Here is a 10,785-nt window from a genome sequence, read left to right on the forward strand (position 1 = left end):
TTCGCAATCCGTGAAGGCGGCCGTACTGTAGGCGCTGGTGTTGTTGCTAAAGTTATCGCTTAATCGCTGATAATTAAGAGCAAAAAAGGGTGCCTCGGCACCCTTTTTTATTTTCTAATTTTTGTGAGATAAAGAGCATAAACAGGATTTGCAATAATAACCATTCTCATTTACAGTAAGCCTAAGATTTAGACGAAGTGTGGTTTATATGTACGTGTGTTTATGTAATTCGGTCAGTGATAAAACGATCAGACAGGCCGTCAGGCGTTACCAGCCACAAACGTTCCAGCAGCTCAGAAATTTTGTTCCAGTAGGAACTCAGTGTGGAAAATGTGTGCGGGCTGCACGACAGATAATGGAAGATGAATTACAACAAATCCCAGAGTTCAAAAACATCGCGTAAAAATACTTCGTTAAAAAGTGTGCCTTTTTTTTGACTTACTCTGTGCCGGATCTACGCTTTAGATACCGGAACGGAGGAGTTACCTATGAAAGGCGATAAAAAAGTCATTGCTCATCTCAACAAACTTCTTGGAAATGAGCTGGTTGCAATTAACCAGTATTTTCTGCACGCCCGAATGTTCAAAAACTGGGGCTTAATGCGCCTGAATGGTATCGAGTACCATGAGTCTATCGACGAAATGAAACATGCCGATATTTACATTGAACGCATACTTTTCCTCGAAGGCATCCCAAATCTTCAAGATCTCGGAAAGCTCAATATTGGCGAAGATGTTGAGGAGATGCTGAAGTCAGATTTATTACTTGAACTCGATGGGGCCAAAGACCTGAGAGAAGGGATTGCTTACGCTGATTCAGTCCATGATTATGTCAGCCGGGATTTAATGATCACCATCCTTGCAGATGAAGAGCACCATATCGATTGGCTCGAAACTGAGATCGAATTAATTGGGCGTATTGGGTTACAAAACTACATCCAGTCCCAGCTCAAAGAAGCATCCCAATAGCAGAATCGATTACATCAGCCAGACAATGTCACTCCTCTGGCTGATGTAAATCAGAAGTCCAGATATTGAAAGGGCAGGGCCAAAAGGAATCAAACTACCCCGTCGTAAGAACCTCCCCCAAACCACGGCATAAAAAATTCCGATTAATGCCGCTAGTGTACATACAGCAGGCAATGCTTCCCAGCCTGACCAGGCGCCTATTGCTGCCAGTAGTTTAAAATCACCAAAACCCATCCCCTCTTTCTTCATCACAAATCTCAAACACCAATAAAGAAACCAAAGAGACAGGTAACCTGAAACTGCGCCGAAAATAGCAGACTCAACGGGCACGCCATGACCGAGTGCACTCAGCATCAGACCGAGCCACAGCAACGGCTGTGTTAAGGCATCCGGTAAAATGAATGTTGAAGCGTCGATAACACTCAATGTGATGAGAAAACAAGAAAACAGACAAACTATCAGCCAGGCCATAGGATTATCGAAGAGAAAGGACATACCTAAAAACAAGAGCGTGCAGCTCCCGGTGACAAAAAGGGATCGGTATGAAAGCTGGTCCTGGTAATACAGGCTGGCCATTCGAAAATTCATCTGTCTAAGCAATGGAGATTTCAGGTATAGATCGGGTTCATCAGAGCTTCTCGCATAAGATATATCGGGCAGAGTGAACGGGGGCACAGGAATCGAAGCAAACTTTAGAATAAATCGGGTAACTACGATATTGAGCAACATACCGGCCAAAAAGCCGCTGAAAGCAGCTACACAGCGGGCGACTCCCTGAAACTGACCTTCAGATAAAATTGGATAGTACAAAGAATGCCCCGTTAGCTAATTCAAAGTCATAACATCTTTTATGACGGATGATATTGGCGCCTGAAGAGGCAATGACCAACTGAATTCATTATGAATCAAGACTGAAACGGGATGTTGATATCTCACCCAGTTGTAATACAGCCCGCCAATAAATGATCCTGAAACTCAGGTGATGAGGTGGGTGATGGAACGAGTTGACGGTAGTGCAAAATAAAAGCACTCCATTTGGTAATGTCTGTTGCTTATTCTCCCTGTTTACGTATAATGCGCGGGCTTACCTAATCTTGGTAAGTCTGATTCGATAAGAATCAGCTGGCTGATAAGTTTACTTGTCGGTCGACAATACTCCCGATATGGGGGTTATGTTAAGAACGATTACACTCTCCCATCAATCGAAATGGGTATGAGGAGTAATCATTTACGTTTAAAATAATTGGAGCTCTGGTCTCATGCAGAACCAAAGAATCCGTATCCGCCTGAAAGCGTTTGATCATCGTCTGATCGATCAATCAACTGCGGAAATCGTTGAGACTGCGAAGCGCACTGGTGCGCAAGTTCGTGGTCCAATCCCGCTGCCGACCCGCAAAGAGCGCTTTACCATTCTGATTTCTCCGCACGTCAATAAAGATGCGCGCGATCAGTATGAGATTCGCACTCACAAGCGTCTGGTTGACATCGTTGAGCCAACCGAGAAAACCGTTGATGCTCTGATGCGTCTGGATCTGGCTGCTGGTGTAGACGTGCAGATCAGCCTGGGTTAATCAGGGTCATTGAGCGATTGAGAGGTTGAAACAATGATTGGTTTAGTCGGTAAGAAAGTGGGTATGACTCGTATCTTCACAGAAGATGGCGTTTCTATCCCTGTAACCGTTATCGAAATTGAAGCAAACCGCGTTACTCAGGTCAAAGACCTGGACAACGATGGTTACCGTGCTGTGCAGGTTACTACTGGTAGCAAAAAAGCTAACCGTGTAACCAAACCAGAAGCGGGTCACTTCGCTAAAGCTGGCGTTGAAGCTGGCCGCGGTCTGTGGGAATTCCGCCTTGCAGAAGGTGAAGAGTTCACTGCAGGTCAAAACATTAGCGTTGAAATTTTCGCAGACGTTAAGAAAGTTGATGTTACCGGTACTTCTAAAGGTAAAGGTTTTGCTGGCACAGTTAAGCGCTGGAATTTCCGTACCCAAGACGCTACCCACGGTAACTCCTTGTCTCACCGTGTTCCGGGTTCTATCGGTCAGAACCAGACTCCGGGCAAAGTGTTCAAAGGCAAGAAAATGGCAGGCCAACTGGGTAACGAGCGTGTAACCGTTCAAAGCCTGGACGTAGTACGTGTTGACGCTGAGCGCAACCTGCTGCTGGTCAAGGGTGCTGTTCCGGGTGCTACCGGTGGCAACCTGATCGTTAAACCTGCTGTTAAGGCTTAACGTCGAGGAGATAGGAATGGAATTAGTAGTGAAAGACGCGCAGAGCGCGCTGACTGTTTCCGAAACTACCTTCGGGCGTGATTTCAATGAAGCGCTGGTACACCAGGTCGTTGTTGCTTATGCAGCAGGTGCCCGTCAAGGTACTCGTGCTCAGAAGACCCGTGCTGAAGTAACTGGTTCCGGTAAAAAACCTTGGCGTCAGAAAGGTACTGGCCGTGCGCGTTCAGGTTCTGTAAAGAGCCCGATCTGGCGTTCCGGTGGTGTAACCTTCGCTGCCAAGCCACAGGACCACAGTCAAAAAGTAAATAAAAAGATGTACCGCGGCGCGCTGAAAAGCATCCTGTCCGAACTGGTACGTCAAGATCGTTTGATCGTAGTCGAGACGTTCTCTGTTGAAGCGCCTAAAACTAAGCTGCTGGCACAGAAACTGAAAGACATGGCTCTGGAAGACGTGCTGATTGTAACTGGCGAAGTCGACGAGAATCTGTTCCTGGCCGCACGTAACCTGTACAAGGTTGACGTTCGCGATGTAGCAGGTATCGATCCAGTAAGCCTGATCGCCTTCGACAAAGTGGTTATGACTGCTGACGCTGTGAAGCAAGTTGAGGAGATGCTGGCATGATTCGTGAAGAACGTCTGCTGAAAGTGCTGCGCGCGCCGCACGTTTCTGAAAAAGCTTCTACTGCGATGGAAAAGAACAACACCATCGTTCTCAAAGTTGCCAAAGACGCGACTAAAGCAGAAATCAAAGCTGCGGTTTCGAAACTGTTTGAAGTCGAAGTCGAAGATGTGAACACCTTGCTGGTTAAAGGCAAAGTTAAACGTCACGGTCAGCGTGTTGGTCGTCGTAGCGACTGGAAAAAAGCTTACGTCACCCTGAAAGAAGGCCAGAATCTGGACTTCATCAGCGGCGCTGAGTAAGTCGGAGGAGTAAGAACAATGGCAATTGTTAAATGTAAACCTACATCTCCGGGTCGTCGCCACGTTGTTAAAGTGGTTAACCCTGAGCTGCACAAGGGTAAACCTTTTGCCCCGCTGCTTGAAAAACTGAGCAAAAGCGGTGGCCGTAACAACAATGGCCGTATCACCACCCGTCATATCGGTGGTGGCCACAAACAGCATTATCGTCTGGTTGACTTCAAACGCAACAAAGATGGTATCGCTGCAGTGGTTGAGCGTCTGGAGTACGATCCGAACCGTTCCGCGAACATCGCGCTGGTTCTGTACAAAGATGGCGAACGCCGTTATATCCTGGCGCCGAAAGGCCTGAAAGTGGGTGACCAGATCCAATCTGGCGTTGATGCTGCAATCAAGACAGGTAACGCCCTGCCTATGCGCAACATCCCAGTAGGTTCAACGGTTCACAACGTAGAAATGAAACCAGGTAAAGGCGGCCAGATGGCTCGTTCAGCCGGTGCCTACGTTCAGATCGTTGCTCGTGACGGTTCCTACGTAACTCTGCGTCTGCGCTCTGGCGAAATGCGTAAAGTTCAAGTTGATTGCCGCGCCACCTTAGGTGAAGTCGGTAACTCTGAACATATGCTTCGTGTTCTGGGTAAAGCAGGTGCTGCACGTTGGCGTGGTATTCGTCCTACCGTTCGCGGTACTGCGATGAACCCAGTCGATCACCCACACGGTGGTGGTGAAGGTCGTAACTTTGGTAAGCACCCGGTAACTCCGTGGGGCGTTCAAACCAAAGGTAAGAAGACCCGTAGCAACAAGCGTACTGATAAATTCATTGTACGTCGCCGTAGCAAAAAATAATTAGAGGATAAGCCATGCCACGTTCTCTCAAGAAAGGTCCTTTTATTGACCTGCACTTGCTGAAGAAGGTAGAGAAAGCGGTGGAAAGCGGTGACAAGAAGCCTTTGCGCACTTGGTCCCGTCGTTCAACGATCTTTCCTAACATGATCGGTTTGACCATCGCTGTCCATAATGGTCGTCAGCACGTACCAGTATTTGTTTCCGATGAAATGGTCGGTCACAAACTGGGTGAATTCGCGCCGACTCGTACTTATCGCGGCCATGCGGCTGATAAAAAAGCTAAAAAGCGCTAAGGTAGGAGGAAGAGATGGAAACTATCGCTAAACATCGCCACGCTCGTTCTTCTGCTCAGAAGGTTCGCCTTGTTGCGGACCTGATTCGCGGTAAGAAAGTGTCGCAAGCTCTGGAAACTCTGGCCTACACCAACAAGAAAGCTGCTGGTCTGGTTAAGAAGGTACTGGAGTCTGCCATTGCTAACGCAGAACACAACGATGGCGCTGACATCGATGATCTGAAAGTCACGAAGATTTTCGTAGACGAAGGCCCAAGCATGAAGCGCATTATGCCTCGTGCAAAAGGTCGTGCAGATCGCATTCTGAAGCGCACCAGCCACATCACTGTGGTTGTGTCCGATCGCTGAGACTCTGGAGACTAGCAATGGGTCAGAAAGTACATCCTAATGGTATTCGCCTGGGTATTGTCAAACCTTGGAACTCTACTTGGTATGCGAATACCAAAGAATTCGCTGACAACCTGGACAGCGACTTTAAAGTTCGCCAATTCTTGACTAAAGAACTGGCGAAAGCTTCCGTTTCTCGCATCGTTATCGAGCGTCCAGCGAAGAGCATCCGTGTGACTATTCACACTGCTCGTCCTGGCATCGTTATCGGCAAGAAAGGTGAAGATGTCGAAAAACTGCGTAAGGTCGTAGCGGATATCGCTGGCGTTCCTGCGCAGATTAACATCGCCGAAGTCCGTAAACCGGAACTGGACGCAAAATTGGTTGCTGACAGCATCACTTCACAGCTGGAACGTCGTGTTATGTTCCGTCGTGCTATGAAGCGTGCTGTACAGAACGCAATGCGTCTTGGCGCTAAAGGTATCAAAGTTGAAGTAAGCGGCCGCCTTGGCGGTGCTGAAATCGCGCGTACCGAATGGTACCGTGAAGGTCGTGTTCCGTTGCATACTCTGCGTGCGGATATCGATTACAACACATCTGAAGCGCACACCACTTATGGTGTAATCGGCGTTAAGGTATGGATCTTCAAAGGTGAGATCCTGGGTGGTATGGCTGCAGTTGAACAACCGGAACCGGCTGCTCAACCTAAAAAGCAGCAGCGTAAAGGCCGCAAGTAAGGAGAGTCGCTGATGTTACAACCAAAGCGTACAAAATTCCGTAAGGTGCACAAGGGCCGCAACCGTGGTCTTGCGCAAGGTACGGATGTGAGCTTCGGCACTTACGGTCTGAAAGCTGTTGGCCGTGGTCGTCTGACTGCTCGTCAAATTGAAGCAGCACGTCGTGCGATGACCCGTGCAGTTAAGCGTCAAGGTAAGATCTGGATCCGAGTATTCCCGGACAAACCGATCACCGAGAAACCGCTCGAAGTTCGTATGGGTAAAGGTAAAGGCAACGTTGAGTATTGGGTTGCTTTGATTCAGCCTGGTAAAGTCCTGTACGAAATGGACGGTGTGCCTGAAGAGCTGGCTCGTGAAGCCTTCCAGCTGGCAGCAGCCAAACTGCCTATCAAAACCACCTTTGTAACTAAGACGGTGATGTAATGAAAGCACAAGAGCTGCGCGAAAAAAGCGTGGAAGAGCTGAACACTGAGCTGCTGAACCTTTTGCGTGAGCAGTTTAACCTGCGCATGCAAACGGCAAGTGGCCAGTTGCAGCAAACACACCTGTTGAAACAAGTGCGTCGTGATGTTGCACGTGTGAAGACTTTACTGACTGAAAAGGCGGGTGCGTAATGACTGACAAGATCCGTACTCTGCAGGGTCGTGTAATCAGTGACAAAATGGAAAAATCCATCGTTGTTGCGATTGAACGTGTGGTGAAACACCCGATCTACGGTAAATTCATCAAGCGTACGACTAAATTGCACGTACATGACGAGAACAATGAATGTGGTATCGGCGACGTTGTAGAAATCAGCGAATGCCGTCCACTGTCTAAGACTAAGTCTTGGACCTTGGTTCGCGTTGTAGAGAAAGCGATTCTGTAATACAGTAGCGCCTCTCAAAAATAGATAAACGGCTCATGTACGTGGGCCGTTTATTTTTTCTACCCATAATCGGGAACCGGTGTTATAATGCCGCGCCCTCATATTGTGGGGATTTCTTAACGACCTATCCTGGGTCCTAAAGTTGTAGTTGACATTAGCGGAGCACTAACATGATCCAAGAACAGACTATGCTGACCGTGGCCGACAACTCCGGTGCACGTCGCGTAATGTGTATCAAGGTTCTAGGTGGCTCGCACCGTCGCTACGCAGGCGTCGGCGACATCATCAAAATTACCATCAAGGAAGCAATTCCTCGCGGTAAGGTGAAGAAAGGCGATGTGCTGAAGGCGGTAGTGGTGCGCACCAAGAAGGGTGTTCGTCGCCCGGACGGTTCTGTCATTCGCTTCGATGGTAATGCATGCGTTATTTTAAACAATAACAGCGAGCAGCCAATCGGCACGCGTATTTTTGGGCCGGTAACTCGTGAACTGCGTAATGAGAAGTTCATGAAAATTATCTCTCTGGCACCAGAAGTACTCTAAGGAGCGAACCATGGCAGCGAAAATCCGTCGTGATGACGAAGTTATCCTGCTTACCGGTAAAGATAAAGGTAAGCGCGGTAAAGTAAAAAATGTCCTGTCTTCTGGCAAGGTCATTGTTGAAGGTATCAACCTGGTTAAAAAACATCAGAAGCCTGTACCGGCCCTGAATCAACCAGGTGGCATCGTTGAAAAAGAAGCTGCAATTCCGGTTTCTAACGTTGCTCTCTTCAACACGGCTACTGGCAAGGCGGACCGTGTAGGCTTTAGATTCGAAGACGGCAAAAAAGTACGTTTCTTCAAGTCTAACAGCGTAACTATCAAGTAATTTGGAGTAGTACGATGGCGAAACTGCATGATTACTACAAAGACGATGTCGTAAAAAAACTCATGGCTGAGTTTGGTTACAATTCTGTCATGCAAGTCCCTCGGGTCGAGAAGATCACCCTGAACATGGGTGTTGGTGAAGCGATCGCTGACAAGAAACTGCTGGATAACGCAGCAGCTGACTTGGCAGCAATCTCCGGTCAAAAACCGCTGATCACCAAAGCACGCAAATCAGTTGCAGGCTTCAAAATCCGTCAGGGCTATCCGATCGGCTGTAAAGTAACCCTCCGCGGCGAACGCATGTGGGAGTTCTTTGAGCGTCTGGTCTCTATTGCTGTTCCACGTATTCGTGACTTCCGCGGCTTGTCTGCTAAGTCTTTCGATGGTCGTGGTAACTACAGCATGGGCGTGCGTGAACAGATCATCTTCCCGGAAATCGATTATGATAAAGTCGATCGCGTTCGTGGTTTAGATATTACTATCACCACTACTGCGAAATCCGATGATGAAGGCCGTGCATTGCTGACAGCCTTTAACTTCCCGTTCCGCAAGTAAGGCAGGGTTACTAATGGCTAAGCAATCCATGAAAGCACGCGAAGTCGTTCGCGTAAAACTGGCTGATAAATACCGCGCTAAACGCGAGGAATTGAAAGCTATTATCTCTGGTGTGAACTCATCCGACGAAGATCGTTGGGATGCGGTTCTTAAGCTGCAGTCTCTGCCGCGTGATTCCAGCCCGTCTCGTCAGCGTAACCGCTGCCGTCAAACTGGTCGTCCGCATGCTTTCCTGCGGAAGTTCGGGTTGAGCCGTATTAAGGTCCGTGAAGCCGCTATGCGCGGTGAAATTCCGGGTCTTAAAAAGGCTAGCTGGTAATTGTCACCAATTGAATCACGGGAGTAAAGACAGATGAGCATGCAAGATCCGATCGCGGATATGCTGACCCGTATCCGTAACGGTCAAGCCGCGAACAAAGTTGCGGTCACCATGCCTTCCTCCAAGCTGAAAGTGGCTATTGCCAACGTGCTGAAGGAAGAAGGCTATATTGAAGAATTTAAAATCGAAGGCGACGCCAAACCTGAACTGGAATTAGTACTGAAGTACTTCCAGGGAAGCCCAGTGGTAGAAAGCATTCAACGTATCAGCCGTCCAGGTCTGCGCATCTACAAGAAAAAAGATGAGCTGCCTAAAGTTATGGCTGGTATGGGTATTGCTGTTATTTCTACCTCTAAAGGTGTTATGACCGATCGTGCAGCTCGCCAGGCTGGTCTTGGTGGCGAGATTATCTGCTACGTAGCTTAATTGGGAGGAAAGAATGTCTCGTGTTGCAAAAGCACCCGTCGTCATTCCTGCCGGCGTAGAGGTTAAACTCAACGGTCAGGTTATTTCGATTAAGGGTAAAAACGGCGAGCTGTCACGTACTATCCATGACGCTGTAGTAGTAAAACAGGAAGAAAATACACTGACTTTCGCTCCACGCGAAGGCGCTGTAGATGGTTGGGCCCAAGCGGGTACCACTCGTGCACTGTTGAACTCTATGGTTGTAGGTGTTACCGACGGCTTCACTAAAAAGCTTCAACTGGTAGGTGTTGGTTATCGTGCTGCTGTTAAAGGCAACGTGGTGAATTTAGCCTTAGGCTTTTCTCACCCGGTCGATCATCAACTGCCGGAAGGCATTACTGCAGAATGTCCGACCCAAACTGAAATCGTGCTGAAAGGCGCTGATAAGCAGGTAATCGGTCAGGTTGCTGCGGATTTACGTGCCTACCGTCGTCCTGAGCCTTATAAAGGCAAGGGTGTCCGTTACGCCGACGAAGTCGTGCGTACCAAAGAGGCTAAGAAGAAGTAAGGTAACACTATGGATAAGAAATCTGCTCGTATCCGTCGTGCGACCCGCGCACGCCGCAAGCTCAAAGAATTGGGTGCGACTCGTCTGGTGGTACATCGTACCCCGCGTCATATTTACGCACAGGTCATCGCACCAAACGGTTCTGAAGTCATAGTTGCTGCATCTACTGTAGAAAAAACTATTACTGAGCAACTGAAGTATACCGGCAACAAAGATGCTGCCACTGCTGTAGGTAAAGCTATCGCAGAACGCGCATTGGAAAAAGGGATCACGAAAGTATCCTTTGACCGTTCCGGTTTCCAATATCATGGTCGAGTCCAGGCACTGGCAGATGCTGCCCGTGAAGCTGGCCTTCAGTTCTAAGGAAGAGGTTTAAGATGGCTCACATCGAAAAACAAGCTGGCGAACTGCAGGAAAAGCTGATCGCGGTAAACCGCGTATCTAAAACCGTAAAAGGTGGCCGTATCTTCAGCTTTACCGCACTGACAGTAGTTGGTGATGGTAACGGTCGCGTTGGTTTTGGCTACGGCAAAGCACGCGAAGTTCCGGCAGCGATCCAGAAAGCGATGGAAAAAGCCCGTCGCAACATGTTGAATGTCGCGCTGAATAGCGGCACCCTGCAGCATCCTGTTAAAGGTGCTCATACGGGTTCCCGTGTGTTCATGCAGCCGGCTTCCGAAGGTACCGGTATCATCGCCGGTGGTGCAATGCGCGCCGTCCTGGAAGTTGCAGGGGTACATAACGTATTGGCTAAAGCTTATGGTTCTACAAACCCGATTAACGTGGTTCGTGCAACTATCGACGCTCTGGCAAATATGAAATCCCCACAAATGGTCGCTGCCAAGCGTGGTAAATCCGTTGAAGAAATTCTGGGGTAATTAA

General features: G+C 48.5%; 22 protein-coding genes. 21 read left to right on the forward strand and 1 reads right to left on the reverse strand.

What is annotated here, in order from left to right:
- Positions 1-208 precede the first annotated feature (208 nt).
- Together bfd and bfr are read left to right on the forward strand one after the other, a co-directional pair.
- Positions 209-403, forward strand: coding sequence for a bacterioferritin-associated ferredoxin (gene bfd / locus J8X26_RS15425; protein WP_056778102.1), 195 nt, complete (start codon positions 209-211; stop codon positions 401-403).
- Positions 404-488: 85 nt separating this feature from the next.
- Positions 489-968, forward strand: a complete 480-nt coding sequence (bfr, locus tag J8X26_RS15430) for a bacterioferritin (RefSeq protein ID WP_165061134.1) — start codon at positions 489-491, stop codon at positions 966-968.
- 9 nt (positions 969-977) lie between these two features.
- Here bfr and J8X26_RS15435 read toward each other — a convergent pair whose 3' ends face one another.
- Positions 978-1,778: an A24 family peptidase gene (locus tag J8X26_RS15435; protein ID WP_208951329.1), complete on the reverse strand. Its 801-nt coding sequence runs from the start codon at positions 1,776-1,778 to the stop codon at positions 978-980.
- 449 nt (positions 1,779-2,227) lie between these two features.
- Between J8X26_RS15435 and rpsJ the strand changes: the two genes are divergently transcribed.
- The 19 genes from rpsJ to rpsE all read left to right on the forward strand — a co-directional run bounded on the left by rpsJ (position 2,228) and on the right by rpsE (position 10,781).
- Positions 2,228-2,539 carry a 30S ribosomal protein S10 gene (rpsJ, locus tag J8X26_RS15440; RefSeq protein ID WP_009639175.1) on the forward strand — a complete coding sequence of 104 codons (312 nt, stop codon included), beginning with the start codon at positions 2,228-2,230 and terminating at the stop codon, positions 2,537-2,539.
- A 33-nt stretch (positions 2,540-2,572) separates the two neighbouring features.
- Positions 2,573-3,202: a 50S ribosomal protein L3 gene (rplC, locus tag J8X26_RS15445; protein WP_013573687.1), complete on the forward strand. Its 630-nt coding sequence runs from the start codon at positions 2,573-2,575 to the stop codon at positions 3,200-3,202.
- Positions 3,203-3,218: 16 nt separating this feature from the next.
- Positions 3,219-3,824 (forward strand): 50S ribosomal protein L4, encoded by a 606-nt coding sequence (rplD, locus tag J8X26_RS15450; protein ID WP_013573688.1) that lies wholly within the window; start codon positions 3,219-3,221, stop codon positions 3,822-3,824.
- A complete protein-coding gene (gene rplW / locus J8X26_RS15455) occupies positions 3,821-4,123 on the forward strand; it encodes a 50S ribosomal protein L23 (protein WP_013573689.1) in 303 nt (100 codons plus the stop codon). The genes rplD and rplW overlap by 4 nt, the downstream gene beginning before the upstream one ends.
- Positions 4,124-4,141: 18 nt before the next feature.
- On the forward strand, positions 4,142-4,966 hold the full coding sequence (gene rplB, locus J8X26_RS15460; RefSeq protein ID WP_152327227.1) for a 50S ribosomal protein L2: 825 nt from the start codon (positions 4,142-4,144) through the stop codon (positions 4,964-4,966).
- Between the two features lie 14 nt (positions 4,967-4,980).
- On the forward strand, positions 4,981-5,259 hold the full coding sequence (gene rpsS / locus J8X26_RS15465; protein WP_004929772.1) for a 30S ribosomal protein S19: 279 nt from the start codon (positions 4,981-4,983) through the stop codon (positions 5,257-5,259).
- Between the two features lie 14 nt (positions 5,260-5,273).
- Positions 5,274-5,606: a 50S ribosomal protein L22 gene (gene rplV, locus J8X26_RS15470; protein WP_004391423.1), complete on the forward strand. Its 333-nt coding sequence runs from the start codon at positions 5,274-5,276 to the stop codon at positions 5,604-5,606.
- A gap of 17 nt (positions 5,607-5,623) precedes the next feature.
- Positions 5,624-6,322, forward strand: a complete 699-nt coding sequence (gene rpsC / locus J8X26_RS15475; protein ID WP_004956187.1) for a 30S ribosomal protein S3 — start codon at positions 5,624-5,626, stop codon at positions 6,320-6,322.
- Positions 6,323-6,334: 12 nt separating this feature from the next.
- Positions 6,335-6,745, forward strand: a complete 411-nt coding sequence (gene rplP, locus J8X26_RS15480) for a 50S ribosomal protein L16 (RefSeq protein WP_009639183.1) — start codon at positions 6,335-6,337, stop codon at positions 6,743-6,745.
- Positions 6,745-6,936, forward strand: coding sequence for a 50S ribosomal protein L29 (gene rpmC, locus J8X26_RS15485; protein ID WP_013573692.1), 192 nt, complete (start codon positions 6,745-6,747; stop codon positions 6,934-6,936). The genes rplP and rpmC overlap by 1 nt, the downstream gene beginning before the upstream one ends.
- Positions 6,936-7,190: a 30S ribosomal protein S17 gene (gene rpsQ / locus J8X26_RS15490; protein ID WP_014333604.1), complete on the forward strand. Its 255-nt coding sequence runs from the start codon at positions 6,936-6,938 to the stop codon at positions 7,188-7,190. The genes rpmC and rpsQ overlap by 1 nt, the downstream gene beginning before the upstream one ends.
- 170 nt (positions 7,191-7,360) lie before the next feature.
- Positions 7,361-7,732: a 50S ribosomal protein L14 gene (gene rplN / locus J8X26_RS15495; RefSeq protein ID WP_008457164.1), complete on the forward strand. Its 372-nt coding sequence runs from the start codon at positions 7,361-7,363 to the stop codon at positions 7,730-7,732.
- A gap of 10 nt (positions 7,733-7,742) precedes the next feature.
- Positions 7,743-8,057, forward strand: a complete 315-nt coding sequence (gene rplX / locus J8X26_RS15500) for a 50S ribosomal protein L24 (protein ID WP_013573694.1) — start codon at positions 7,743-7,745, stop codon at positions 8,055-8,057.
- Positions 8,058-8,071: 14 nt separating this feature from the next.
- Positions 8,072-8,611, forward strand: coding sequence for a 50S ribosomal protein L5 (gene rplE, locus J8X26_RS15505; protein ID WP_013573695.1), 540 nt, complete (start codon positions 8,072-8,074; stop codon positions 8,609-8,611).
- Positions 8,612-8,624: 13 nt separating this feature from the next.
- The gene (gene rpsN, locus J8X26_RS15510) at positions 8,625-8,930 is read left to right on the forward strand and encodes a 30S ribosomal protein S14 (protein ID WP_013573696.1); all 306 of its coding nucleotides are present in this window, start codon (positions 8,625-8,627) and stop codon (positions 8,928-8,930) included.
- A gap of 33 nt (positions 8,931-8,963) precedes the next feature.
- Positions 8,964-9,356, forward strand: a complete 393-nt coding sequence (gene rpsH, locus J8X26_RS15515) for a 30S ribosomal protein S8 (RefSeq protein WP_104923581.1) — start codon at positions 8,964-8,966, stop codon at positions 9,354-9,356.
- Between the two features lie 13 nt (positions 9,357-9,369).
- Complete coding sequence (gene rplF, locus J8X26_RS15520; protein ID WP_013573698.1) at positions 9,370-9,903, forward strand: 50S ribosomal protein L6; 534 nt, start codon at positions 9,370-9,372, stop codon at positions 9,901-9,903.
- 9 nt (positions 9,904-9,912) lie between these two features.
- Positions 9,913-10,266, forward strand: a complete 354-nt coding sequence (rplR, locus tag J8X26_RS15525) for a 50S ribosomal protein L18 (protein WP_013573699.1) — start codon at positions 9,913-9,915, stop codon at positions 10,264-10,266.
- A gap of 14 nt (positions 10,267-10,280) precedes the next feature.
- The gene (gene rpsE, locus J8X26_RS15530) at positions 10,281-10,781 is read left to right on the forward strand and encodes a 30S ribosomal protein S5 (protein ID WP_101080135.1); all 501 of its coding nucleotides are present in this window, start codon (positions 10,281-10,283) and stop codon (positions 10,779-10,781) included.
- The last annotated feature ends 4 nt before the right edge of the window (positions 10,782-10,785 follow it).

This window comes from Rahnella sp. ChDrAdgB13, from assembly GCF_017655185.1.
GTDB classification, from domain to species: domain Bacteria; phylum Pseudomonadota; class Gammaproteobacteria; order Enterobacterales; family Enterobacteriaceae; genus Rahnella; species Rahnella contaminans.

Bases quoted from the DNA above. Each gene is read 5' to 3' on its own strand.
- rpsJ (WP_009639175.1), top strand. From the start codon at position 2,228: ATGCAGAACCAAAGAATCCGTATCCGCCTGAAAGCGTTTGATCATCGT.
- rpsS (WP_004929772.1), top strand. From the start codon at position 4,981: ATGCCACGTTCTCTCAAGAAAGGTCCTTTTATTGACCTGCACTTGCTG.
- rplE (WP_013573695.1), top strand. From the start codon at position 8,072: ATGGCGAAACTGCATGATTACTACAAAGACGATGTCGTAAAAAAACTC.
- rplN (WP_008457164.1), top strand. From the start codon at position 7,361: ATGATCCAAGAACAGACTATGCTGACCGTGGCCGACAACTCCGGTGCA.
- bfr (WP_165061134.1), top strand. From the start codon at position 489: ATGAAAGGCGATAAAAAAGTCATTGCTCATCTCAACAAACTTCTTGGA.
- rpsQ (WP_014333604.1), top strand. From the start codon at position 6,936: ATGACTGACAAGATCCGTACTCTGCAGGGTCGTGTAATCAGTGACAAA.
- rplP (WP_009639183.1), top strand. From the start codon at position 6,335: ATGTTACAACCAAAGCGTACAAAATTCCGTAAGGTGCACAAGGGCCGC.
- bfd (WP_056778102.1), top strand. From the start codon at position 209: ATGTACGTGTGTTTATGTAATTCGGTCAGTGATAAAACGATCAGACAG.
- rplR (WP_013573699.1), top strand. From the start codon at position 9,913: ATGGATAAGAAATCTGCTCGTATCCGTCGTGCGACCCGCGCACGCCGC.
- rplX (WP_013573694.1), top strand. From the start codon at position 7,743: ATGGCAGCGAAAATCCGTCGTGATGACGAAGTTATCCTGCTTACCGGT.
- rplC (WP_013573687.1), top strand. From the start codon at position 2,573: ATGATTGGTTTAGTCGGTAAGAAAGTGGGTATGACTCGTATCTTCACA.
- rplB (WP_152327227.1), top strand. From the start codon at position 4,142: ATGGCAATTGTTAAATGTAAACCTACATCTCCGGGTCGTCGCCACGTT.
- rplW (WP_013573689.1), top strand. From the start codon at position 3,821: ATGATTCGTGAAGAACGTCTGCTGAAAGTGCTGCGCGCGCCGCACGTT.
- rpmC (WP_013573692.1), top strand. From the start codon at position 6,745: ATGAAAGCACAAGAGCTGCGCGAAAAAAGCGTGGAAGAGCTGAACACT.
- rplD (WP_013573688.1), top strand. From the start codon at position 3,219: ATGGAATTAGTAGTGAAAGACGCGCAGAGCGCGCTGACTGTTTCCGAA.
- rplF (WP_013573698.1), top strand. From the start codon at position 9,370: ATGTCTCGTGTTGCAAAAGCACCCGTCGTCATTCCTGCCGGCGTAGAG.
- rpsN (WP_013573696.1), top strand. From the start codon at position 8,625: ATGGCTAAGCAATCCATGAAAGCACGCGAAGTCGTTCGCGTAAAACTG.
- rpsC (WP_004956187.1), top strand. From the start codon at position 5,624: ATGGGTCAGAAAGTACATCCTAATGGTATTCGCCTGGGTATTGTCAAA.
- rplV (WP_004391423.1), top strand. From the start codon at position 5,274: ATGGAAACTATCGCTAAACATCGCCACGCTCGTTCTTCTGCTCAGAAG.
- rpsE (WP_101080135.1), top strand. From the start codon at position 10,281: ATGGCTCACATCGAAAAACAAGCTGGCGAACTGCAGGAAAAGCTGATC.
- rpsH (WP_104923581.1), top strand. From the start codon at position 8,964: ATGAGCATGCAAGATCCGATCGCGGATATGCTGACCCGTATCCGTAAC.